Raw genomic sequence first — 25,358 nt, forward strand, 5'->3', positions numbered from 1 at the left:
TGCTTTCTGCCTGTTTATAAAATAGCCGGAAGAGGCTGGAGGAGGTTTTACTAATTATAATATAAAATTGTGTACATTATTCATTGTGAATTTTCAATCAATACCGTCTTATATTAAGGGATATATGAATCATCGGCAGAAGTGGAAGTCGTGCAGAATGCATATTTATTAATTATTACCTAAATATAGAGTTTTTTAATAGAACATAATGGTGTTTTTGAACACTTATAGAGAAAGTGTTGAAAAGTTTTGAGTGAAAATGCACAAATATATCTATTGTATTTTGGCCTTATTTGTGTTAATATGTTATTGGGTTTTTTGCCCATAAACCTGTTTTTTAAACACATGGAGGGCTAATTTTTAGTAAAGGAGAAAATATATAGTGGGTAACAAAGCATTGGTAAACATGGAACCGGTTAAAGTGTTTCAGTATTTTGAGGAAATTAGCAGTATTCCAAGAGGTTCAGGAAACGAAAGAAGAATCAGTGATTACTTAGTCTCTTTTGCTAAGGAACACAAGCTGGAGGTTATACAGGATAAAGCATTGAATGTAATCATCAAGAAGCCGGGTACCAGGGGCTATGAAGACAGCCCCGGCGTTGTGATTCAGGGGCATATGGATATGGTCTGTGAAAAGAGACCTGATGTAATCCATGATTTCATGACAGATCCCATTCAATTAAAAATAGTCGGCGATATGCTTTATGCAGACGGAACAACTCTCGGAGGAGACGACGGTATTGCCGTTGCCATGGGGCTGGCGGTTCTGGCATCGGATACACTGGAACACCCGCCAATGGAATTGGTAGTTACCACTTCTGAAGAGACGGGAATGGATGGCGCCCATGTGCTGGATCCCAAAAATGTATCGGGTAAAACCCTTATTAATATTGACTCAGAGGAAGAGGGAATCTTAACAGTAAGCTGTGCAGGCGGCTGTACCTCCAAAATCAATATTCCAATCATATGGGAAAGTCCAGATCCCAGCCGGGCAGCTTATACAATTGATATTTCGGGCCTGCAGGGCGGTCACTCCGGAGTGGAAATACATAAGGGCAGAGCAAATGCCAATAAATTAATGGCCCGTCTGCTAAAAAACGTAAGCTCGGAGATGGATTTACACTTATGCTCTGTCAACGGAGGTTCAAAGCATAACGCCATTGCCCGTGATGCACAGGCTGTGGTGTGTGTAAATATAGACAATGTCTCAGAACTGAAAGAGCAGGTTTCCGGTTTGGAAGAAATATTTATGGATGAATTCAAAACAGCAGATCCGGATATAAAAGTTGAGCTAAAGCCTGCTGAATATATGCCGGAACGAATCATGTCAAAAGATACAAAGGAAAACATCATTAATTTTATGTATCTGATTCCAAACGGAATACAAAGCGTAAGCATGGATATTGAGGGGTTGGTAGAGAGCTCATTGAATCTGGGGGTAGTTCAGACAAAGGAGGAGAGTGTTGAAGTCATCAGTTCTATAAGAAGCTCTGTTGGAACCATAAAAGATAATATTTACAATACAGTAGCCGCCATCGCCAGCCTTACAAACGGAAAGGTGACTGCTGAATCGGATTACCCGGAATGGAAATACAATCCCGATTCAAAAGTAAGACAGCTTTTTATCGATTTATACGAGAAGTTATTTGGTGAAAAACCTCTTATAAGTGCAATTCATGCCGGACTTGAATGTGCGATTTTTGATAAAAAGTTTGATGGAAACCTGGATATGATATCCATTGGGCCTACAATGTTTGGAGTACATACTGCGGAGGAGCATTTAAGCATTCCGTCTACCCAGAGGACATGGAAGTATTTAACAGAAGCGCTGAAAATTCTCAAATAGCAGCACAGGGGTGTAACTATTCATTAAGATTTCAATTTATGGCAATAGTTGAATCAAGCAATGACTATATAATATAAGGGAGTACTGTGTATGAATCAAAAATTATCTAAAGGAGCATATGGCGGTGTAACTGGAAAAGACTACGTCCCATACGTTTCCAAAAGCTCTGGATTGGGTGGAAATATTACAGTATTAATCATTGGTATTCTTCTGTCTGCGTTGTTCGCTGCATCGACTGCTTACTCGGGGATGAAAGCAGGTCTTACAGTTGCCGCCGGAATACCGGGGTCCATATTAGGTTCCGTATTTATTGCTATGTTTGCCAAGGAAAAGGGGATTCTTGGAAAGACACTTATGCAGGGGATGGCAAGCGGCGGTGAATCAATTGCCAGCGGCATGATATTTGTTTTACCGGCAATTCTTTTGATTGGTTCCAAAGTGACATTTCTGGAAGGCTTTGTGATCGGTGTCGGCGGTGCATTATTCGGCATAGGAGCAGCTTCTCTTGTTTACAATTATTTGATCGTGGAAGAACATGGGAAATTAATGTATCCGGAATCAATGGCTATTTCCGAAACCCTGGTTGCTTCGGAAGGTGCGAAAGATTCACTTAAGTTTATGGGGATCGGATTTGGAATAGGCGGTTTTATAACCATATTGACCAGCTCCTTCTTAAATATCACCAACAGCGTGATCAGCTTTGTAAATGAACCCTTTTACAAATGGAAATTTCAACTGGAAGTGAACCCCCTGCTGCTGGGGATCGGTTTTATTGTTGGAATGGAGGTATCCGTGACCATGTTTGCCGGCTCCATATTATCCAACTTTGCCGTTACGCCTCTCATTGGCTATTTTGCTTCTTTAGGCAGCGGCGGTCCGGCTGTATGGAATAATCCTGCTGTCAGCGTAAACGGCATGGGAGTCAGCGATATCGCAGGGAGCTACGTAAAATATATCGGTGCGGGTATGATGCTTTCCGGCGGCCTGATCGGTGCGATAAAGCTGATTCCGACGGTTATCGCTTCTATAAAAGATACCATGAATGCCAGAGGAAAAGGCTCCGGCAGCGGCGCCGGATCTTCTGCTCAAACGGTTATATTGCTGTCAGGTATCATCATAGGCTTTATGGGCGGTTTCCTGGTGTCAGGCGGTAACATTGCCATGGCATTGCTGGGTGCTGCTTTATCCATGGTGCTGTCCATGATGTTTGTTATCGTTTCCGGCCGTTTAACCGGTACCATTGGAACTTCAAACCTTCCTGTATCCGGAATGACAATTTCTTCTATTGTTATCGTCACATTACTGTTTGTGGGATTAGGGTGGAAGAGTGTGGCTGATAACAAGGCTCTGCTGTTATTCGGCTCCTTTATTGTCACTGCAATCGCTGCAGCAGGCGGTTACTGCCAATCGCAAAAAGTTGCTTTTATCATTGGCGGAAACAAAAATGAAATGCAGAAATATTTTGCCATGGCTTCTGTGGTAGGTGTTGTGGTAGTTACCTGCGTCATATTATTGCTTTCAAATCAGCTTTCCATGACCGGTGATAATGTTCCGTTTGCACTGCCTCAGGCCAATTTGATGGCAACATTGACCGCCGGAATCATGTCGGGTCAATTACCCTGGGTTATGATCATCTGTGGCATTGTCATGGGAATTGTTTTGTTTTTGCTGGGACTCCCTGTAATGACAGTGGCAATAGGGTTTTATTTACCTATATCCACAACCTCTATCATTTTATTAGGTGCTCTGGTTCGTTTCTTTGCCGAGAAGTATTCCAAAAATGAGAGAGAAAGAGAAGCGAAAGTTTCTAACGGAGTAAGCCTGTCGTCAGGGCTTGTTGCCGGCGGATCAATTATCGGACTTATTGGAATTGTTCTGCAGGTAACGGGCATTATCAAGGGTACCGGCCCAAGGGGATTTGCGAACACAAATGGAATGGCATTTATCTTACTGGTCATTCTTGTAGTAGCGACCGCAATACCGATTTTTAAGAGCGAAGTGAAAAATGTTAAATAATAATGATGAGGTTTTAAATATAATATTTAAGATTTCCCATGAAAAGGAATATGAAGTTGACAAAAACGGCATTGTGACTATGCTGGAAAAACAGGATCACAAGATCCAGCGTTTCTTTAGAAAACTTGGTTTTAAAATTCCGGAATATAAAAGAACTACTATGGATGAGTATGGAAGCTGGGTATTTCTTCAGATTGATGGCAGCAGGACAGTGAGAGATATCGGAAAAAACCTTGAAGAAAAGTATGGTGATAAGGTGCAGTCACTGTATGAAAGATTGCTGTTATTCGTCAGTCATATGGAGCAGCAATTTCACTATATCGAAAATATCGGCAGGGTGTAGGAAAGAGTCTGCAAGCAGAGTCCCCCGCCGGAGCTGGGGTGTTTCAGCAACCAAACTTTAGCGCAGAGAATTCAGATTTAAGACAGATCGGTGCCGGAAATCAAGTCCTGGCACCGATCTTTTTGCGCATCAATGTCAGCCTGCCTTTCCCATCCAACCGGACGTTTCCTTTCAATTACAGCAGCGGGGGTGTCGTAAATAACTCTTGACCGCTGCTGGCTGGAACGATATAATTATCATTAAATTATTTTACTTACTGGTCAGAAAGGACTTTGATGAAACCGAATAAATATATGCTTTTCTTTGTGCTTTTACTCCTGCCGCTTCTTTTAACAGGCTGCGGGAGGCATTTCCCGGATTTTAGCAATCAATCCGGCAGCTTAAGCACTGAGGATTCAAAACCGGATGCAAACGAAACAGATGCCCAAACTGTTGGTTCTACGGAAACCGCAATCCATATTTCTTCCACAGAGTCTTCGGCTGTAGAAGATACGGCCGGGCAGACGGATTCCTCCTCCGGCAGTGATCCCTATGAAGCAAGGGCTGGAGAACTGCTTTCCGGCATGTCCCTTGAGGAAAAGGTGGGGCAGATGTTTTTTGTCCGCCTGCGTAAGGCCAGTGCCCCTCAGGATATTAAGAAGTATCATTTGGGCGGCTATATCCTGTTCGGAGACGATTTTAAGGACGAGACGCAAACCGGCATCCGGGATTTCATTAAAGGCTGCCAGAGTACCTCTCCCATCCCCTTGCTCATTGGAGTAGATGAGGAAGGCGGGACAGTGTGCCGTGTCAGTAAATACGCGGCGTTCCGTTCTGAACCGTTTCAGTCTCCTCAGGATTTGTATAAACAGGGCGGCTTTGAAGCCATTGAGGCGGATACCAAGGAGAAGTCTGCCTTTCTTCTTGGACTTGGGATCAATGTTAATCTGGCTCCTGTCTGTGATGTCTCTGTAAATCCGGATGATTTTATCTACCGCCGGTCTTTTGGGCGGGAGGCCGGGGAGACGGCTGATTATGTCAGGACAGTTGTCCGGGAAATGGAAAAAGCCCGGATGGGCAGCGTGCTGAAACATTTTCCCGGCTATGGCAGCAATGTGGATACCCATACGGGGGCTGCGGTAGATACCAGAGATTATAAACAGTTTATCCAGAGTGATTTCCTTCCATTTGAGGCCGGGATCCAAGCCGGAGCCGGCAGTGTTCTGGTTTCCCATAATATCGTAACTTCAATGGATGAGAAACATCCTGCCTCCCTTTCCCGGGCTGTTCATGACAAATTAAGGGAATCCTTAAACTTCAAGGGAGTGATTATGACTGACGACCTCAGTATGGATGCCATTAAGGAAAGTACATCGGAGGCGGCTGTCCTGGCCATTACCGCCGGGAATGACTTATTGGTTGCGACTGACTTTGACGTACAGATTCCGGCCGTCTTAGATGCCCTGGATAAGGGGTCACTGAAAGAAGAACAGATTGACACTTCCGTAATCAGGATACTTGTATGGAAGCTTAAATTGGGTATATTGCAGTGATTTATTCAGCCGGATGGAACTTTGGAGATAAAGGTGTTGGGCAGCGTGTAAAAAACCTGGATTATTCCAGGGATTTACACGCTGCCCTTTTTTTGTATACCAAAACGTTTTATGGAATTTAAACACTGTCAACTATTTCAAAAAAGTTACTGATTTCTACCTGGCCATAACCCCATATATTATTTGGATAAGTATTGCCATTGTCGCGTATTGCATTCCAAATCAACTGCCGGTTAACAACGTTGCCGGTCATCTGGATATAATTCTCTTTGACAATTGCCCATTCAAAAACCATTGCCATAATGCCTGCCGTATGAGCCGTGGCTGCTCCTGTTCCCGTGGCAGTGCCGTATAGATTTCCAGGAAGCGCACAGGGGATACGGTAGCCTGGTGCTGCAATATCCGGTTTAACTAATCCTATTCTTGTGTAGCCTCTGCCTGATTCTTCCAGAATGCTGTTATTGTCCTGATTATAGGCGGTAACCGTCAACAAGCTTCTTGCATTTCCCGGAGAAGTTATAGTAACGTTTGGATCTGAGTTTATAAAGTATGTTTCGTTTGAAATTAAGTCTCCTGACGGGAGCCATGCATGAAAGGAGAAGGGATCATTATTAGCATTTTCTACATGAATATGCCAGGTTCCTGGAAAGGTGTTTTCGAAGCGCAGCAGGATAAGCTGGTCGCCGGTGTTTTGTTCATAAATAATATTATTTATCCAGATGTTTGTCTGGCTTAAATTGAAAGTATAGTTTATGCAGCCATTTACTGATGGGGGAATTAAACTGGTAGATTCATGGCTGGGTGAGGTGATGCTGATGGAGAGCTGTGCCGGAGCATATACCCAGATTTCCGTGAAGAACATACTGTCATCATTTCCCGCATGTAATTCAAAATCATGGGAAGAGAGCTGGGGTACAGGGGCACTATAATAATGCCTTTGCTTGTTTCCTTCATTTCCGGCCGGGACTGCAACCCCAATTCCGGGAATCAGTGCCAGGTAATTCAGATAGCTGCTTAAAGGACCGTTTCCGTCATGTCCCCCCTGACTTGTTCCAAGGGCAATACAGATCACTATTGGCTTATTCAATTCCAGGGAGGTAATAAACAGGTAACGTGCGGCAAGCATAATATCAGATTCCTGAAAACACAGAGCATCATCCGGTATTAAAAAAATATCTTTTAAATTCTTTTTTGCATTTTTCAGTTTTACGACTACCAGATCCGCTTCCGGGGCAACACCCCGTAACCTTTGGTCATTGGTCGGGGTACCGGCCACAATGCTGGAAATTGTCGTGCCATGGCCATTGGTATCAACCGAAGGAACGATGGATAAAGGATCCTCTGACTGTAAAGCTTTGTTTATTAAATCTCTGCCGTATTGGGAACCAAATGTAAAGCTCTCCGGCCGTTGGCCGCTTTCTATGGTCTGATCCCATATTGACTGAATGCGGGTGGTTCCGTCTCTGTTTTTAAAAGCCTGGTGCTGGTAATCAATGCCTGTATCTATAATTCCTATTAATACGTCTTTTCCAAACAGGCTTAAATCAGGATTGTTCTGAACCGCTGCAATTCCGGATTTGTCTATACTTGCTATGGAACTTAGGGTGAAAATTGACGGAAAACTGTCGTAAGGATACAGCCCTAAGTCACAGAGGTTCATAGATCCTACCGGAACATGTTCCAAAGAAAGCCTTTCATTGAGGTACGTAATATCATAGTCAATTTGATATTGTGGAATAAGAGCATTATTTATGAATAGATCGTAATAATTATTATCAATTATGCTTTCCAAAAGCAAGCCCCCTTTTTGCATTCTGGTGTCTCACCTATATTTATGCAAAAAGATTCAAATTATGTAAATTATGGATTAATAAACAAAGTAATTTTGGAGGGATCAAAAATGAAAAGAATCTGTTTATGGATTGGGACTGGCTGGTTCAGCTTCCATTTCTTTGATCTTCTCATAAAGCATATCATTGACCGGGACCCTTAACCCGTGTTTTGCTGCCAGACGGCGGACAACTCCGGAAAACATTTCCACTTCCGAATACCGGCGGGCCATTCCATCCTGACGCATGGAGGGAACGCTTTCCGGAGAAAGGGTTTTGATCAGATTTATGTAGAAATCCATATCTTCTTCTGATAAGCCGACTCCTTCTTTTTGGGAAAGTTCCATCACTTCCTTCATGGCTCCGATCAGGGTTTCATAAGCTTTTCCAGGTGACAGCACCCCGCCATAATTGGTTTCAAAGGCCATGCAGGTCTGGTTGATTCCCACGTTCAGCATAAATTTCCCCCAAAGACGTTTTACAATGTCGTCTTCAACCGTATAAGATATTCCTGCCCTGTCAAAGTAACGGGTCAGGTCCTTTAGCCTGGACTCCTGTCCTTTTGTCCTGGTTCCAAGGCAGAGCGTGCCTGGGCGGGTGTATGTAAGGCTGGAACCAAACCTCATGGCATCCATTCCCTGTGCAATACAATAAAGCACTTTTTCCCAGCCAAACCGCTCTGCGATGATCTCCTCGCTGTCAATTCCGTTCATGACCGATATGATCGTGGTATCCGGTCCAACGCTGGCATTCATGGTATCCAGGGCAGAGGAGAGGGCGCCATATTTGACTGCCACAATAAGAAAATCCACTGGCCGGGCTTTTGTGCAGTCCTCTATCCGAAAGGAAAAAGGCTTTTCGTTTATGGAGAAGGGCGTTTGCCGGTAGCGGTCTATTCGTTCACGGTCCCCAAGAAAGAATAAGTTATCCGGGCCAAGGGAAGCGGAAATCTGGCTGGCGTAAAGCATTCCCAAAGCGCCCATTCCTACAATTGCGGTTGTTTTAGAGTGATCGTTCATAAAATCTCCTTTCAACTGAGATTTGTCTATGGAATGAGGCACTGGTTTTTATCAAAGCCTCCTGCGTTCATGCTGTCCTGATATATTTTTTCCAATTCTTCCAGATGAAAAACCCCTTCAGATACTTCATAGAATTTTTTCGTATCCCCCAGATAAAACATGCCGTTTTTATCCACATTAATCGCCCCGGTCTGACCTTCTGTGTTAGAAAAATAAATCTGGTAGGTGGTGTCGCTGTCAAGGGCTCCGTCAGGAACTTCTTTTAAAGAGAAGCCGTGAAAGAGATCAGCCACCTTGGCTATGGTTTCCTTGTCCTCATCAAAGAAGGAATAACAGATGGAACCATAGTAAATGGAAACAGATTCGGTTTTTTCTGTGTCAATGGGAATGCCGGTCAAGTCCTTTGCTTCCTTTTTCTGGCTCTGGCATGCGGTAAGGGACAATAGAAGCAGGACGAAAAGGAAAAAAGTTCTTTGTATTTTCTTAACCATAGGAAACCTCTTTTTTTAATCTATATTACCATAAGTTCTTAAAAAAGCAACGAAAAGGGATGGGATATTATATTTGCTTTGTCTGATAATATCCTGCCAGGATATCCAGATAAGCCTTGGCATATTTAGGCAGGTACCGGTTTTTCTGGTAGGCGGCTATAAGGGTGTTTTCAATTTTTTCTTTTCCAATGGAAAGGCAGACAGAGGATTTTGGCTCCCTGCCTTTAAGATAATGATAGTAGCTTTCAGGGGCAAAGGCGGCTCCCATGCCTTCCATGGCAAGGCGGATGGACATTTCGCTGTTTCTGGTATGAAGCAGAATATTTGGTTCCAGCCCGTAATCCCTAAAGAGCTTTAAACCAAGGCCGCCGGTATTCTGGTCAGGATAGAGAAGAATAAAGGGTTCGTTTGTAAGAAGGCCCAGATCGATCCAGGGATATTGAAAGCCTTCTTTTTTTACGGCCTTTTTTACCAGGGGATTTCCGCTGGATAGGACGAGAACCATTTCTTCCTTTCCGATCACCTGATAATCCAGGCCGGTGGGAAATTCATGGACGTTGTAAATAGTCAAGTCTACGGTGTGGTCGGTCAGGGTATGTTCTGCTACAAAGTTGACTTCTTCCATCATGTTGACCGTGACATGGGGATACAGCCGGTGGAAGGTGGAAAGAGTGGGGCCGATTAAGCTGTTTCCAAGCATGATGGGGATTGCGATGTTTAGGCGCCCGTGATTCTGGTGCATAATATCATCAAATTCCATGTCCCATTCCATGCCGAATTCTACGATTTTTTCGGCATAATGGATGTAGCGTTCACCGATGTAGGTTGGAAAATAGCAGCTTCCTACCCGGTCAAAAAGGCGGACTCCAAGCTGATGCTCTAGGTTTTTTAAATATTTGCTTAAGGATGGCTGGGAGATAAAAAGGGTCTCCGCCGCTTTGCTGATGTTCTTCTGCCTGGCAATGGCCAGGATATATCTTGCTTCTTTCAATTCCATAGGTGTTCCCCCTTTTGTGCAGGTGATGGTATGGCTTATGGGAACTTGCAACGCAAGTCTCGATAAAAGGGGCGTTTTTTGCCCCGTCCATCCGATGATCGGAATGTTCTTAATTCCGATCATATACTCCTATTATAGCTTTACTGCATAAAAAATATAGATTATATGTATTTGACGTACAGTATATCATAAATTATAATAAAAGTATAGACATAAATTAACTGGGCTTATAAGTAATAATAAGTAATTACAATAAATGCGTGTAAAACCCGTGGGGAGGTCGAGATGAAGAAAAGTAGTGCTTTTATAATGGTCGTGCCAGGGCTTGTAATATTGGCAGTGTGTCTGTTTCTTCCGCTTTTAAGGGTATTGATCCCGTCTTTTCATACCGGTGATTATCCTTTCAGCGCCTATGTGGAATTTTTCCAGGATGAGTATTATCTTAAGATTTTCATGAGGACGGTTAAGGTGGCCTTCCTCACTACGGCTGTCTGCATGGCAGCAGGAGTTCCCACCGCGTATTTTATCAGCCGGTGCAGGAAAAAATGGAGGGGGATTCTTCTTTCTGTTTCCATTTTCCCCCTGATGACCAATTCTGTAATCAGAAGCTTTGCCTGGATCAATATTTTAGGCAGCAACGGCATCATCAACCGGTTTCTTTTGGCTGCCGGATTTGTGGAAAAGCCTGCCAAGCTGTTATACACGGATTTCTCCATTATCATCGGTTCTGTTTACCTGTTTCTCCCCCTGATGATCGTTACGGTGGCGGGTGTTATGGAAAATATAGATGATGATATGATGGAGGCGGCTCTCAGCCTGGGAGCGGACCGGTTCAAGGCTTTTATGAAGGTAATTTTCCCCATGAGTCTTCCGGGAATCATTGTAGGAGGCATTCTGGTGTTTACCGGAACCTTGACCGCCTATACCACGCCTCAGCTTCTGGGAGGCAACAAACATATGGTCCTTGCCACATTCATCTACCAGAGAGCCATGAGCGTGGGAGACTGGAATGGGGCTGCGGTCATTTCCCTGATCATGATTGTGGTGACCCTGGCTGTTATCAAGGGGTTAAATGCCCTGTCGGCCAGGATGGACAGAAGAGGAGGAAACCATGCGTAAAAATAAAATGCTTACCGCTTTTGCTGTGCTGGTATTTATGTTTTTGGTCATGCCCCTTGTGATCATCACTGTGACGGCCTTTGGAGAGGGCACTGCCATTACCTTTCCCATTGAATCCTTTTCTTTCCGTTGGTTTGTCAATGTATTTGCACTAAAATCCTTCCGGGTTTCCTTTTTGACCAGTCTGGAAATTGCCCTCCTTGCCACTGTGGCCGCTCTCATTGCAGGAATTCCGGCTGCCTATGCCCTGGCAAGGTCCGGCATGAAGGGAAAGGGGATTTTAAAATCCATCTTCCTTTCTCCAACCATTGTGCCGGGAATCGTAATCGGCTTTGTTCTTTATCAGTTTCTGGTGCTGACATTAAGGGTTCCGGTATTTGCGGGACTTTTGGCCGGGCATTTCATGGTAACACTGCCCTATGTGATCCGGGTGGTAGGCTCCAGCTTAGACCAGTTTGATTTTTCAGTGGAAGAGGCGGCCTGGAGCCTGGGCTGCACTAAAACGGGAACATTTTTCCGGGTGGTGCTGCCTAATATCACATCGGGGATCTCGGCGGCTTTTATGCTGGCTTTTATTAACTCCTTTAATAACATTCCGGTTTCCATGTTTCTCTCAGGTCCAGGGGTATCCACATTCCCGGCGACCCTTATGAATTACATTGAATATAATTATGACCCTACCGTGTCTGCAGTTTCCGTGCTTTTGATGGCCATAACGGTCCTTATCATGGTAATTGTTGACAGGACCCTGGGAATTGCCGCTTTGGCGAAATAGGAGGATAAACCATGGCATATATGACACTGCAGGATATTGATGTCTGTTATGATAAGAAGAAACAGATTTTAAAGGGACTTGATTTAGAGGTACAGGAAGGGGAGCTGGTTTCTCTTTTAGGGCCAAGCGGCTGTGGAAAGACTACGACCCTTCGGGTGGTGGCCGGGTTTATTGAGCCTCAGAACGGAGTTTTCACTTTGGATGGAGCAGACTTAACAAAGGTTCCGGTCCATAAAAGAAATTTTGGCATCGTATTTCAAAGCTATGCCTTATTTCCCCATTTAAGCGTTTATGACAATGTGGCCTTTGGCCTTAAGATGAGAAAGCTGGACAAGGCAGAAATTGATAAAAAGGTGGATCAGATCCTGGAGATCTGCGGCCTTACGGAGTTTCGCGGACGGTTTCCCCAGCAGATGTCCGGCGGCCAGAGACAGAGGGTTGCTCTTGCCAGAGCGCTGGTGATCGAGCCAAAGCTTCTTCTCCTTGATGAACCTTTAAGCAACTTAGATGCAAAGCTCCGCATCAATATGCGTATGGAGATCAAGAGGATTCAGAAAAAGCTGGGCATTACCACCTTATTCGTCACCCATGACCAGGAGGAGTGCTTCTCCATCTCGGATAAAGTGGCGGTTATGAACCAGGGCGTGATCGAACAGTTTGACACACCGGAAAATATTTATCAAAGGCCCAACACGGAATTTGTTGCAAGATTCATTGGCTTTGAAAATTTTCTTCCTTTAAAAAGGCAGGGAGATGTATATAAAACCCAGGCCGGCGCAGTATTTAACGTAGAGACCCCCCACAGGGAAGGTGCCTCCATGGGCACCATACGGCCGGAGGATGTCCGGGTGGCAGATGAGGGACAGGATAACAACATCCTGGAAGGCACTGTAGGCGTCCGGACATTTCTTGGAAAAGGCTATCAGTATGAGGTCCTTACGGCAGCAGGGAAGTTTCTGGTAAACAGGCCGGCAGAAGAAACTTACGAAGAGGGTAGCAGCATCCGCCTTTACCTGCCGGAGTCAAAGCTGATTCTCGTATCTTAAAAGGAAATTAAAGGGTAACAACGGCTGATGAAGCCGGGCAATTATAGAAAGAGAGGATGAAGATTATGAAAAAAGTATTGGCATTATCCCTGTGTGCGGCCATTGTATTGACAGGCTGCGGCGGTGCCGGAACTGCAGGAACAACAGCGGCAGGAGAGAAAAAAGGCGCCACGGAAGAAAAGAAACTGGTATTGTCCACTTATGGCTTAAGCGAGGACATTTCAGCAGAAGAGGTGTACAAGCCCTTTGAGGACCAGTACAACTGCAAGATCGTAACAGAGACAGGAAGCACCAATGAGCGTTACACAAAGCTTTCTGCCAACGCCGAAAGCTCCATTGATGTAATTGAACTGTCACAGGCCATGACGGCAAAGGGAATCGAAGAGGGGCTGTTTGAGCCTCTGGATTTAAGCAAGATCGAGAACAGCCAGTATTTGATCAAAGCGGCAAAGACCATGGCAGACGCCGGACAGGGTGCTGCCTATACCATCAACAGCATTGGTATCATGTATGATCCGGAGGCAGTGGGATTTGAGATCAAGAGCTTTGATGATTTATGGAAAGCGGAACTGGAAGGAAGCGTCGCCATTCCGGATATTACCACTACCTTTGGCCCTGCAATGGTTTATATGGCAAGCGATTACAGAGGTGTAGATGTGACAAGTGACAAGGGAGCGGCTGCTTTTGAGGCATTGGAAGAATTAAAACCAAACCTTGTAAAGACGTATGCAAAGTCTTCTGACCTGATCAACATGTTCACTTCCGGGGAAATCAAGGCTGCCATTGTAGGTGACTTCGGTGTTCCCACCATCAAGGAAGCAAGCCCGGATCTGGTGTATGTGACTCCTGATGTGACCTATGCAAACTTTAATACCATCAGCATTACTAAAAACTGCAAGGACAAAGAACTGGCTTACGCATACATCAATTACCGCTTAAGCAAGGAATTGCAGGAAAAAACAACCAAGGCATTAAACGAAGCGCCTACCAATAACCAGGTGGAGGTTTCCGAAGAAGATGCTGCAAACATGACTTACGATGCTATGGCAGAAGGTGCAAAGGTTCTGGATTATTCCTTTGTCAATCCTGTTTTAAGCGACTGGATTGACCAGTGGAACCGAATTATCAACAATTAAGGACAGAGGGAAAATGAAGGTTGACTTACTGGTTCAAAATGGATGGGTCTACCGGACATACAGGCAATGTTTTGAAAAAATAGACATTGCGGTTGTAGGGGAAAGGTTTTACGACATTTCCCCTTCCTCATACCATGGGAATGAAACAAGTGTTCCTTTGACCGGAGGGACGGTGCCGGAAGCAGCGCCTTTTATGGGAGGCTGCCCTGCAACATCTCATAAGCTGTGTTATGAGGCGGACTGTGTGGTGGATGCTGCAGGAAAATATATTATACCAGGACTCATCGATATCCATATGCATATCGAAAGCTCCATGACATATCCAGGTGAGTTTTCCAGGGCAGCCCTGCCCTGGGGAGTCACCTGTGTGGTGGCTGATCCCCATGAGATCGCCAATGTATTCGGGTTGGAAGGAATAAAAAGCTTTATGGAACAGGAAACAGAGCTGGACATCTATTACGGGATTCCATCCTGCGTACCTTCCACCAGAAGTGATCTGGAAACCTCAGGGGGACAGATGGGAGAAGAGGAAGTCAGGGAGCTTTTAAAGGAGGAGAAAGTCATCTGCCTGGGAGAGGTGATGAACGACCTGGATCTGGTTTCTGAGGAAGATACCCTGATCAAACGAATCGTCAGCCTGTGCCAGAAGGCCGGGCGCAGGTTAAAGATTGAAGGACATTGCCCCGCCCTGTCAGGGGAAGACCTGGCGGGTTTTATCAGGGGCGGCGTGGACGCAGACCATACCCAGCAGACCCGGGCGTCGGTTCTGGAAAAGACGGATATGGGCATGTTTCTGGAGCTTCAGGCTAAATCCCTGACACCTGATGTGGTGGAAACAGTAGTAAGCCACAGTCTTTATGAAAATGTAGCCCTTGTTACGGATGACACCATGCCCGACCATCTGGCAAAGGGCCACTTGAACCAGATCCTCCGATTGGCGGTGGAGCAGGGGATGCCGGCGGAAAAGGCCATTTACTGCGGAACCCTGACACCTGCCCGGAGAATGGGCCTTGATGACAGGGGGATGATCGCCCCTGGAAAGCTGGCGGATTTCCTTGTCCTTGATGATCTGGTAAGCTTTTGCCCTTCTGCGGTTTATAAAAATGGAAAACAGCATAAAAAAAGCCTGGATCCTCCAAAGGCAGCATTCCCGGATCATTTTTACCAGTCAATAAAATGCCGCCTGGCCCTGGCTTCTGATTTTAAACTGAACCGGTGCGAAATACGGGAAGGAACAGCAACTGTCAATGTCATGGAGATCCAGGACTTTGGAACAAGGGTCAGGCATGTAAAACGGGAAATTCCCATTCGCAACAGGTGCATATGCTGGCAGGAGGCAGGTCTTTGTCTGGCAGCGGTATTTGAACGCTATGGAAAAACAGGCGATGTTTCCTATGGGCTTGTGGACCATGCCTTAAAGTCTCCCGGAGCAGTGGCTACCACCTGGAGCCATGACAGCCATAATCTGCTGGTCCTTGGAAATTCCGTGGAGGACATGGTGCTTGCCCAGAACCGGGTGGTCCATATGCAGGGCGGGTATGTAACGGCCAGACAAGGGAAGGTCACGGCTTCTGCAGCCCTTCCCGTAGGAGGGATTCTCTCCGACGGAAGCCTTTTAGAGCTTGCAGAAGAACTGGCTGAGGTGAGAACGGAAATTGAGGCCATGGGATATGTGAACAGCAATGTCATCATGTCCATTTCCACTTTGACGCTTCTGGTTTCACCGGAACTGAAAATAAGCGACAAAGGCCTGTTTAATGTAAAGACAAAAGAAAAGGTTCCTTTAGTGGAAAAACAGGAACCTTAAAAAGGGAAACACCTTGCAGGTATACCTTTCCCCCGGTAAAACGGAGTGGCTCTGCTCAAAATGCGTGGGCAGAAATAAGGAAATACCTGGGGGTGTATCCTGTCTGAAATCCATGGCAATCATAAGGTAAAGGTTGATAAGAGTGAGAACGATAATTATAAATGCGACTGTGGTAACAATGAATGAACGCCGGGATATTCATGATCCCGGTTTTGTGATGTTTGAAAAGGATGTCATTACAGCGGTGGGAGATATGAAGGATCTGCCGGACGAAGCCGGGCTTTTGGATACACAAACCGTGGACGGAAGAAATGGCATCCTGATGCCGGGAATGGTGAATCTCCACACCCATATGGGAATGGTCCCTTTCCGCGGGCTTGGAGATGACTGCAAGGACCGGCTCCGGGTATTTTTGCTTCCCATGGAGCAGAAGGCCATGGATGAGGAGCTTGTTTACCTGTCTACCCGCTACGGGGCAGCAGAGATGCTTCTTGGCGGCGTGACCACAGCCCTTGATATGTATTACTTTGAGAAAGAAGCCGCAAAGGCTATGGATGAGATGGGGATGAGAGGGATCGCAGGGCAGACAGTGATGGAAGAGGGAGCCTGTGATTTTGCCCATCCCTATGAAGCACTTGCCTATGGGGAAGATCTGATAAAAAAATATCAATCCCATCCGCGGATATCGGCCTGCATTGCACCCCACGGGACCAATACCTGCGGGAAAGAACTGCTTTTGGAGGCTTACCGTCTTGATTCGTCCTTAAAGGTTCCCTTTACCTTACATACGGCAGAGATGGACTATGAAATGGATTATTTCCGTAAGGAATATGGCATGTCACCGGTGCAGTATTTAGACAGCATTAAGGTATTGGGAGAGGAGACTCTGGCGGCCCACTGCATCCATATGACGGAAGAAGATCTTCTGCTTTTTAAGGAGAAAGGGGCAAGGGTAGCCCACTGCATCGGTTCCAATACAAAGGCGGCAAAGGGAGTGGCTCCTGTAAGTTCCATGCTGGAGATGGGGATTCCTGTAGGCCTTGGAACGGATGGGCCTGCCAGCGGGAACACCCTGGACATTCTTACCCAGATGAAGCTTTGTGCTGATTTTCATAAAAATGAGACCAGGAACAGGAGTGCATTTCCGGCGGAAACCATTGTGTCAATGGCCACGGATCAGGGTGCAAAGGCTATGGGACTTTATTCTGTTACAGGTTCTTTGGAACCTGGAAAGCAGGCAGACCTGGTTTTAGTTGAAACCCGTTCCGTCAACATGTTTCCTGTTTACAATCCTTATTCTGCCCTTGTTTACAGCGCCAATCCTTCCAATGTGGAAGAGGTGTATGTGGCAGGGGAATGCCTGGTGAAGGAGAAGAAGCTTGTAAAGGCAGATATGGCAGAAATCAGAAATATGCTATTAAAAAAAATGAAAAAAACGGATTTTGGAATTTATATGGAAAAAATGGGGAATATTTATTGAATGAAGGATGTTGTTAAGGACAATTGAAAAACAGAATTCACCGCTGTTATTTAATAGAAATAATTGACAACCATATTTCCCTGTGGTAAACTGTATCAGTACAAATACGCGCCGATACCCGGTATTTCGGATACTCCAGCCTTTACTTGGTATGAGGTGAGAATTTAAGACTAAAGGAGGAAATCAACATGATTTCAAAGGAAAAGAAAGCAGCTATCATTGCTGAATTCGGCAGAAAGGCCGGCGACACAGGTTCACCAGAAGTACAGATCGCAATTCTGACAGAGAGAATTACAGAATTAACCGATCATCTTCAGAAGAACCCGAAAGATCATCATTCCAGAAGAGGTCTTCTGATGATGGTTGGTCAGAGAAGAGGTCTTCTTGATTATTTAAAGAAGACAGACCTGGAAAGCTATCGTTCATTGATCGAGAAGTTGGGAATCAGAAAATAATAAACCATTTAGGGTGGAGAAGTTCTCCACCCTATCTGTCTATTAAGAAAAGAATATTAAAAGTAGAAGCATTCCCCGAGACCGCTGATGTACGCGTAAAAGCAGAGCCAAAAGTCAGGAATCGGGAAAGGATATGCCGGCATATCCTTTCCCGGTTCCAGGCTCTTGGCGAGCCACCGCGAACGAGGGACCAAAGGTCCCGAGTTTACGGCGGCAAATTCTGCCTGCGGCAGAATCTGCTTACGCATCCTAACGGATCGCACAAGCAAACTCAATTTTTGCGCGCAGATCAGTAGTTTCGGCGTCTTCTACTGTTAATATAAATATTAATCCAGTAAAAGGAGATACCAGTATGTATAAGAGTTTTAGTATGGAACTGGCCGGCAGAACATTAACTGTTGATGTCGGCAGAGTAGCAAAGCAGGCAAGCGGCGCAGCACTCATGCACTATGGTGATACCGTAGTATTAGCCACCGCAACTGCCTCCGACAAGCCAAGAGACGGAATCGATTTCTTCCCCTTGAGCGTAGAATATGAAGAGAAATTATATGCCGTAGGAAAGATCCCAGGCGGCTTCAACAAAAGAGAGGGAAAAGCGTCTGAGAATTCCATTCTGACCTCCCGTGTCATTGACCGTCCCATGAGACCTCTGTTTCCAAAGGATTACCGCAACGATGTGACCTTAGACAACATTGTCATGTCCGTAGACCAGGACTGCAGCCCGGAGCTGACGGCCATGTTAGGCTCTGCCATCGCCACCTGCATTTCCGACATTCCCTTTGACGGTCCCTGTTCTTCCACCCAGATCGGTCTTGTTGACGGAGAACTTGTGGTCAACCCGACCCAGGCCCAGAAGCAGGTATCTGACATGGCGCTTACGGTTGCTTCCACAAGAGAAAAAGTTATCATGATCGAGGCCGGAGCCAATGAGGTGTCGGAAGACATAATGATCCAGGCCATTTTCAAGGCTCACGAAGTAAACCAGGAGATCATCAAATTCATCGATACCATCGTAGCAGAATACGGAAAGCCAAAACATGGATACACCAGTTGTGCCGTGCCGGAAGAGCTGTTTGCAGCAATCAAGGAAATCGTCACCCCGGAAGAGATGGAGGTTGCCGTATTTACCGATGAAAAGCAGGTAAGAGAAGAGAACATCCGCAAGATCACAGGGAAACTGGAAGAAGCTTTCGCAGAAAAGGCAGAGTGGTTGTCTGTATTGGGAGAAGCCATTTACCAGTACCAGAAAAAGACTGTCCGCAAGATGATCTTAAAAGACCACAAGCGTCCTGATGGCCGTGCCATGGACCAGATCCGCCATCTGGCAGCAGAGATCGACATGCTTCCCAGAGTTCATGGTTCCGCCATGTTCACCCGCGGCCAGACCCAGATTTTAAATATCTGTACCCTGGCTCCATTGTCAGAAAGCCAGAGATTAGACGGCATTGATGATTTGGAAACTTCCAAGAGATATATGCACCACTATAATTTCCCGTCCTTCTCCGTAGGAGAGACAAGGCCTTCCAGAGGACCGGGACGCCGGGAGATCGGTCATGGCGCACTGGCAGAGAGGGCATTGATCCCTGTTCTTCCTTCTGTGGAAGAATTCCCTTACGCCATCCGTACCGTTTCCGAGACCATGGAATCCAATGGTTCCACCTCTCAGGCAAGTATCTGCTCCTCATCCATGGCCTTAATGGCGGCAGGTGTTCCAATTAAATCGGCTGTTGCAGGTATTTCCTGCGGTCTGGTTACAGGAGATACGGATGACGATTATATCGTTCTGACTGATATTCAGGGACTGGAAGATTTCTTCGGCGATATGGACTTTAAGGTGGGCGGTACCCATAAGGGAATCACTGCCATCCAGATGGACATTAAGATCCACGGACTTACAAGGCCCATCATTGAAGAAGCCATCCGTACCACCAGAGAAGCAAGGCTCTACATCCTTGATGAGGTTATGGCAAAGGCCATTGCAGAGCCTCGTAAGGAAGTGGGCAAGTATGCTCCAAAGATCGACCAGATATCCATTGATCCTCAGAAGATCGGTGATGTGGTAGGTAAGCAGGGCAAGGTAATCAATAAAATCATTGATGAGACCGGCGTGAAGATCGATATTTCCGATGACGGAAGCGTATCCGTATGCGGAACCGACCAGACCATGATCGACCGTGCCATCCAGATCATAAAGAGCATTGTAACAGAGATCCAGGCAGGCCAGGTCTTTACCGGAAAGGTTGTCAGGCTCATGAACTTTGGCGCCTTTGTTGAGCTGGCTCCCAACAAGGATGGCATGGTCCACATTTCCAAGCTGTCTGAAAAGAGAGTGGCTAAGGTAGAGGATGTGGTCAACATCGGCGATGAAGTTACCGTTAAGGTAATGGAAGTTGATAAGATGGGCAGGATCAATTTAAGCATGAAGCCATCAGATTTGGCTGCAAAGACGGAAGACAAGAAGGAAGAAACAGAAACAGAATAAACAGCTATGCCTCATGGCAGACAGCAGATAGGCTCATATTCGTCTGCTGTCTGTTTTTTTAATAAATAAATCTGGAGATGTTTTTCAGAACAGGGGAGGAGTATATGGTGGAAAAACAGACACTGGCAGAAATTGCCGCCCAAAAGTTGCTGCAGATGATACAGGAAGAAGGTTATACTACAGGAAACAAACTGCCTACCGAGACGGAATTGTCTGAAGTTCTGGAGGTAGGGCGTAATACGGTCCGTGAGGCGTTACGGATTCTGATGTCCAGGAATATCGTTACCATTCGCCAGGGATCGGGAACCTTTCTGTCGGATAAAAATGGAGTGGCCGATGATCCTTTGGGGTTTACCATGATAGAAGACAGAAGAAAGCTGACAGAGGATTTAATCCAGATCCGGATTATTCTGGAGCCTCCTATTGCAGCTCTGGCGGCTCAGAATGCAGCCGGGGAAGACATTCTTTGCCTGGAACAGATACTTCTGGAATTAGAAAAAATGATGGAAAACCGGGAGGATTATTCGGAAAAGGATTCTCAGTTTCATGCCCAGATTGCCAACTGCAGCCATAATCTGGTCATGGCAAATCTGGTGCCTGTTATTACAGACGGGGTCCGGGTCTTTGCCGGTTCGGTCCGGGAAACTGAATATTCACAGACGCTTTTGTCTCATCGCAGGATTTATGAGGCGATCAGGGACCGGAAACCTGTAGAGGCACAGCAGGCAATGTATTTCCATTTAATGTATAACCATAACCGCTATAAGGAAGAAGACAGGGAATGAAAATGATTCAGGGCTTAAACCAGGAAGGGGAAACAATGGTTTGTAAGCCTGCATTGAGAAATGAGGCATATATTCATGGGATGAATATATGCCTCATTTCTCGATTTTTCTTGACTTATCCCATTAAATGTGATAAAAATAGAACATATTTATGGGATGAATATTCACCCTAGAGTCGTCACTTTTTCATGGAGGTTAAAAACATTGAAACAATTATATGATGTACTTATTATCGGAGGCGGGGTAATTGGAAGTGCAATTGCAAGAGAAATGTCCAGATACCGCTTAAAAATAGGGGTTTTGGAAAAGAATCTGGATGTATGCTGCGAGACCAGCGGAAGAAATTCCGGGGTGGTTCACGGAGGGTTTGCATACAACACCGGTTCTCTGAAAGCAAAACTGTGTGTGGAAGGAAACCAAATCATGGGACGACTTTCCGAAGAACTGGATTTTCCGTTTCACCGCTGCGGCAAGGTTCTGGTAGGTAATACACCGGAGGATCAGGAAACCCTGGAACGGACCATGAAGCAGGGAAAAGCCAATGGGGTAAATGGATTGGAGCTGATAGGAAAAGAGCGGCTTCATGAACTGGTGCCTGCCGTTGTAGGGGAATTTGCCATGTATTCTGCAGAAAGCGGGATCGTAGATCCTTTCGGCTTTACGGTTGCCCTGGCTGAGAATGCCTCTGACAATGGTGTGGATTATTTCTTTGACAGCCAGGTGACAGCCATTGGAAGAGATGGAGATTGCAATTATATGATTACTACATCCGGTGGGACGTTTTACAGCCGCTGGGTAGTGAACAGCGCCGGCTTAGGCTGCGGGAAAATATCGGAGCTGCTGGGTATCACCGGGTATAAGATCATAGGCTCCAAGGGCGATTACATTATTCTGGATAAGAGGACCGGACCTCTGCTTCCCATGCCGGTATATCCGGTTCCCAGCAATACCTATATGGGAATCCATGTGACCAATACCACCGACGGCAATGTTATCGTGGGGCCAAATGCGGACCTGACAGAGAATTTTACATATTATGGCGTATCCCGGGAAAATATGGACTATCTGGCAAAAAGTGCCTCTGATTTATGGCCTTGCATCCACAAGCAGGATTATATCCGTAATTATTCCGGAATCCTTCCAAAATGGGTAGATGACCATGGAGCAATCCAGGATTTTAAAATTGAGGTGCAAGATGATATAGCGCCCCGGGCCATTAATCTTGTGGGCATAGAATCCCCCGGACTGACTGCGGCTGTCCCTATTGCCCGCTATGCGGTGGGGCTCATGGCGGAGAGGGAAAAGCTTGCGCTTAACTCCTCTTTTCAACCCATACGCAAAGGTGTGGTGCGGTTTGCTGAGCTTTCAAAAGAAGAGCAGAACTCTAAAATTCTGGAAAACCCTGATTACGGAGAAGTGATCTGCCGTTGTGAAAAGGTGACAAAAGCGGAAATTCTCCAGGCAATCCATAACCCTCTGGGAGTTGATACCTTAGCTGGGATTAAGTATAGAACACGCTCGATGATGGGGCGCTGCCAGGGTGGTTACTGCCAGATGCGCATTGCACAGTTGATGGAGCAGGAACTGGGGAAGAAAGAAGATCAAATCCAATATGCCAGAAAAGGTTCTTATATGTTCTTTGGCAAAGTGAGGCAGGAGGTGGAGTCATGAAGGCACAACAAAAGGGGATCCAGGCAGAACCTGTGGATGTTGTAATTATAGGCGGAGGACCTGCCGGACTGGCAGCAGCAGCAGAACTCCACCGCCGGGGAATTCATAAATTGCTGATCATTGAGCGGGAAAAGCAGTTGGGAGGCATCCTGCGCCAATGCATTCACGACGGGTTTGGACTGACCCGCTTTCAGACTGCCTTAAGCGGTCCCGAATATGCACAGCGTTTCATTGACGCAATCGAAGAATTGAATATTCCTTACATAACGGATGCAACTGTAACAGAGGTGACCCGGGAAAGGCAAGTGACGGCGGTTTCCAGGGAAGGCATGAGAACATGGCAGGCAAAGGCGGTGATCCTGACCATGGGCTGCCGGGAGCGGACAAGGGGAGCTATTGGGATTCCAGGTGAGCGGCCGACAGGCGTATTTACAGCAGGCGTTGCTCAGGCTTATATGAATCTGTTTAATACCATGCCGGCCAGGGAAGTGGTAATCCTGGGCTCAGGAGATATCGGTATGATTATGGCACGCCGGCTCACCCTGGAAGGGGCTCATGTAAAGGCTGTATTTGAAATCCAGCCTTATCCCAGCGGACTGCCGCGGAATATCCAACAGTGTCTCAATGATTATGACATTCCTTTGTATTTAAGCCATGGCATAACCGCAATTCATGGAAATTCCAGGCTTACCGGAGTTACTGTTTCCCAGGTGGATGAGAATTTCATGCCCATTCCGGGGACAGAAAAAGAATACCAGTGTGATACCCTCATTCTTTCCGTAGGCCTGATCCCGGAAAATGAATTGTCCCTGGATGCGGGAGTTGTCCTGGATGAACGGACCAGGGGAGCCGTAGTAGACGAATATTTCCAGACCGGCGCAGAAGGGATCTTTGCGGCTGGAAATGTTCTTCATGTCCATGATCTGGTTGATTTTGTATCCATAGAGGCAGAATCTCTGGCTGATTCGGTGGCGGAATACGTAGAAAAGGGAAGTCTGAATCCTGCTGTCATTTCCATTAAAGCGGATTGCAACATCGGATATACGGTGCCTCAGAGAGTCAGCGGAGCCAGAGAATTCACCTTGTCCTTGAGGGTAAAAAAACCCATGAAGGACTGCCGCATTGTTGTGCGCCAGGCGGGAAGGGAAGTGGCTGTTAAAAAGATGAAAAATGCCATACCGGCAGAAATGATCCGCTTTGGCATTTCTCATGAAAAGCTGGTATCCGGCCAAGATTTGGAGGTGAGCGTGGAATGATGAAGGAATTTACCTGTATTATCTGTCCAAACGGATGCGGGATAAGTGCAGACATAGAAATAAAAGAAGGCGGAAACTGCCTTGTACGGTCCATCGATGGCGCTCTCTGTCCCAGGGGAGAGACTTATGTGAGGCAGGAACTGGTTGATCCTCGCCGCAATATTGCAACCTCAGTTCTGGTAAAAGGAGGAATTCTGCCATTAGCCAGCGTGCGTCTGACGAAGCCGATCCCAAAAGACAGGATCTTTGATGCCATGGAAGAGATAAAGAAGTGCAGCCTGACGGCACCTGTGACAGCGGGAACGGTTATTGTGAAACATATTTTTGGATATGATGCAGATGTTATCGTGACAAAAGCTGTGCCCTCCGGCGAATTTCTGAAATAAATAGAAACCTGGCAATATTATGACAGCCGTAAAACAAATCCTGTTTTACGGCTTCTTGTAGTATCAAAATATGGAATAAATTTATTAAATGAAATAATCAGGAAAGTCTTTCTTTAGTATGGTCTGATCTGCCAGTGCGGTGGATATGTGCCGGATCATGGCTTCGGAAGCCTTTTTCTTATCCCTTTCTTCGATGGCTTTGCAAATGGCGGAGTGATCGCTGATGACACGGTCTGAAACATTGATCTGGTAACTTAACTTTCGCTGCCGGTCAAAGTGGGGCATGATGGTCTGCATGGTATTATAGATAAAGGTCATACCGCATATGTCGTAAAATTCTTTGTGAAAAGCAATATCCAGAGTCAGAAATTTCTCGAAATTTTCCCTTGGTCCATTGGACGCATAATCCTTTTGAAGCGTTATATAATCGTATAAGTTATCCAGGTGCTCCTGGGTGATAAAATCGCAGCTCATTTCTGCCAGCGGCCCCTCTATCATTTTCCTCATGGTACATACCTGTTCCACGATATTACAATCGATCAAAGAGACAAAAATTCCTTTTTGAGGATAGCTTTCGATCAAATGACCATTGGTAAGAGAAAGAATTGCTTCTCTGACCGGAGTCCGGCTGATACTTAATTCTTTTGAAATTTCTATATCAGAGATTTTTTGTCCTGGTGTGAATTCCAGGTTGATGATCTGGTCCAGTAGAAACCGCAGGGCATATTCACGTGCGGATTCTCCCGGGTTTTGAGTAAAATTTTTCGTCATTTCTGCGCTCCTTTGGGTTACGGCTATGTCACGGTGAAATTCGGACATTAGTATTTTAAATTGAAATCAATATATTACTTTGAAGAAAAAATAGCACAATAGTTACAGTATAAAGT

The 25,358-nt window shown here is 45.8% G+C and carries 21 protein-coding genes; 16 read left to right on the top strand and 5 right to left on the bottom strand.

Annotated features, from left to right (window positions below; genetic code table 11):
• Positions 1 to 382: 382 nt before the first annotated feature.
• From ACYVD3_RS19985 to ACYVD3_RS20000, 4 genes are all read left to right on the top strand, one after another.
• Positions 383 to 1,846, top strand: a complete 1,464-nt coding sequence (locus ACYVD3_RS19985) for an aminoacyl-histidine dipeptidase (RefSeq protein ID WP_460644249.1) — start codon at positions 383 to 385, stop codon at positions 1,844 to 1,846.
• A 90-nt stretch (positions 1,847 to 1,936) separates the two neighbouring features.
• Positions 1,937 to 3,862 (top strand): OPT family oligopeptide transporter, encoded by a 1,926-nt coding sequence (locus ACYVD3_RS19990; RefSeq protein ID WP_460644250.1) that lies wholly within the window; start codon positions 1,937 to 1,939, stop codon positions 3,860 to 3,862.
• Positions 3,852 to 4,205, top strand: a complete 354-nt coding sequence (locus tag ACYVD3_RS19995; protein ID WP_460644251.1) for a PqqD family peptide modification chaperone — start codon at positions 3,852 to 3,854, stop codon at positions 4,203 to 4,205. The genes ACYVD3_RS19990 and ACYVD3_RS19995 overlap by 11 nt, the downstream gene beginning before the upstream one ends.
• A gap of 275 nt (positions 4,206 to 4,480) precedes the next feature.
• A complete protein-coding gene (locus ACYVD3_RS20000; protein WP_460644252.1) occupies positions 4,481 to 5,737 on the top strand; it encodes a glycoside hydrolase family 3 protein in 1,257 nt (418 codons plus the stop codon).
• Positions 5,738 to 5,855: 118 nt separating this feature from the next.
• On the opposite strand, the gene ACYVD3_RS20005 is transcribed toward ACYVD3_RS20000, so the two are convergent.
• The 4 genes from ACYVD3_RS20005 to ACYVD3_RS20020 form a co-directional block, all read right to left on the bottom strand.
• Positions 5,856 to 7,529 carry a S8 family peptidase gene (locus ACYVD3_RS20005; protein ID WP_460644253.1) on the bottom strand — a complete coding sequence of 558 codons (1,674 nt, stop codon included), beginning with the start codon at positions 7,527 to 7,529 and terminating at the stop codon, positions 5,856 to 5,858.
• 123 nt (positions 7,530 to 7,652) lie between these two features.
• Entirely contained in the window at positions 7,653 to 8,585 is a 933-nt protein-coding gene (locus tag ACYVD3_RS20010) for a ketopantoate reductase family protein (protein WP_460644254.1), read from the bottom strand.
• Positions 8,586 to 8,611: 26 nt separating this feature from the next.
• Positions 8,612 to 9,076, bottom strand: coding sequence for a hypothetical protein (locus ACYVD3_RS20015; protein ID WP_460644255.1), 465 nt, complete (start codon positions 9,074 to 9,076; stop codon positions 8,612 to 8,614).
• A 67-nt stretch (positions 9,077 to 9,143) separates the two neighbouring features.
• Entirely contained in the window at positions 9,144 to 10,073 is a 930-nt protein-coding gene (locus ACYVD3_RS20020; RefSeq protein WP_460644256.1) for a LysR family transcriptional regulator, read from the bottom strand.
• A 285-nt stretch (positions 10,074 to 10,358) separates the two neighbouring features.
• Between ACYVD3_RS20020 and ACYVD3_RS20025 the strand changes: the two genes are divergently transcribed.
• The 12 genes from ACYVD3_RS20025 (at position 10,359) to ACYVD3_RS20080 (ending at position 24,471) form a co-directional block, all read left to right on the top strand.
• Positions 10,359 to 11,192, top strand: coding sequence for an ABC transporter permease (locus tag ACYVD3_RS20025; RefSeq protein WP_460644257.1), 834 nt, complete (start codon positions 10,359 to 10,361; stop codon positions 11,190 to 11,192).
• A complete protein-coding gene (locus ACYVD3_RS20030) occupies positions 11,185 to 11,967 on the top strand; it encodes an ABC transporter permease (protein ID WP_460644258.1) in 783 nt (260 codons plus the stop codon). Before ACYVD3_RS20025 ends, ACYVD3_RS20030 begins: the two co-directional genes overlap by 8 nt.
• 11 nt (positions 11,968 to 11,978) lie before the next feature.
• Positions 11,979 to 13,013, top strand: a complete 1,035-nt coding sequence (locus ACYVD3_RS20035) for an ABC transporter ATP-binding protein (protein ID WP_460644259.1) — start codon at positions 11,979 to 11,981, stop codon at positions 13,011 to 13,013.
• Positions 13,014 to 13,078: 65 nt separating this feature from the next.
• Entirely contained in the window at positions 13,079 to 14,149 is a 1,071-nt protein-coding gene (locus ACYVD3_RS20040; protein ID WP_460644260.1) for an ABC transporter substrate-binding protein, read from the top strand.
• A 13-nt stretch (positions 14,150 to 14,162) separates the two neighbouring features.
• Positions 14,163 to 15,956, top strand: a complete 1,794-nt coding sequence (locus tag ACYVD3_RS20045) for an adenine deaminase C-terminal domain-containing protein (RefSeq protein ID WP_460644261.1) — start codon at positions 14,163 to 14,165, stop codon at positions 15,954 to 15,956.
• A gap of 142 nt (positions 15,957 to 16,098) precedes the next feature.
• A complete protein-coding gene (locus ACYVD3_RS20050) occupies positions 16,099 to 17,436 on the top strand; it encodes an amidohydrolase (RefSeq protein ID WP_460644262.1) in 1,338 nt (445 codons plus the stop codon).
• A gap of 188 nt (positions 17,437 to 17,624) precedes the next feature.
• Positions 17,625 to 17,891 (top strand): 30S ribosomal protein S15, encoded by a 267-nt coding sequence (gene rpsO, locus ACYVD3_RS20055; protein WP_460644263.1) that lies wholly within the window; start codon positions 17,625 to 17,627, stop codon positions 17,889 to 17,891.
• 352 nt (positions 17,892 to 18,243) lie between these two features.
• Entirely contained in the window at positions 18,244 to 20,373 is a 2,130-nt protein-coding gene (locus ACYVD3_RS20060; RefSeq protein ID WP_460644264.1) for a polyribonucleotide nucleotidyltransferase, read from the top strand.
• A gap of 107 nt (positions 20,374 to 20,480) precedes the next feature.
• Positions 20,481 to 21,158 carry a FadR/GntR family transcriptional regulator gene (locus ACYVD3_RS20065; protein WP_460644360.1) on the top strand — a complete coding sequence of 226 codons (678 nt, stop codon included), beginning with the start codon at positions 20,481 to 20,483 and terminating at the stop codon, positions 21,156 to 21,158.
• Positions 21,159 to 21,362: 204 nt separating this feature from the next.
• Positions 21,363 to 22,829: an FAD-dependent oxidoreductase gene (locus ACYVD3_RS20070; RefSeq protein ID WP_460644265.1), complete on the top strand. Its 1,467-nt coding sequence runs from the start codon at positions 21,363 to 21,365 to the stop codon at positions 22,827 to 22,829.
• Positions 22,826 to 24,085 (top strand): NAD(P)/FAD-dependent oxidoreductase, encoded by a 1,260-nt coding sequence (locus ACYVD3_RS20075; protein ID WP_460644266.1) that lies wholly within the window; start codon positions 22,826 to 22,828, stop codon positions 24,083 to 24,085. Before ACYVD3_RS20070 ends, ACYVD3_RS20075 begins: the two co-directional genes overlap by 4 nt.
• A complete protein-coding gene (locus ACYVD3_RS20080) occupies positions 24,082 to 24,471 on the top strand; it encodes a DUF1667 domain-containing protein (protein WP_460644267.1) in 390 nt (129 codons plus the stop codon). The genes ACYVD3_RS20075 and ACYVD3_RS20080 overlap by 4 nt, the downstream gene beginning before the upstream one ends.
• An 84-nt stretch (positions 24,472 to 24,555) precedes the next feature.
• Here the strand turns inward: ACYVD3_RS20080 and ACYVD3_RS20085 are convergent, their stop codons facing one another.
• Positions 24,556 to 25,242, bottom strand: coding sequence for a GntR family transcriptional regulator (locus ACYVD3_RS20085; RefSeq protein WP_460644268.1), 687 nt, complete (start codon positions 25,240 to 25,242; stop codon positions 24,556 to 24,558).
• Positions 25,243 to 25,358 lie beyond the last annotated feature (116 nt).

The organism is Lacrimispora brassicae, assembly GCF_054772055.1.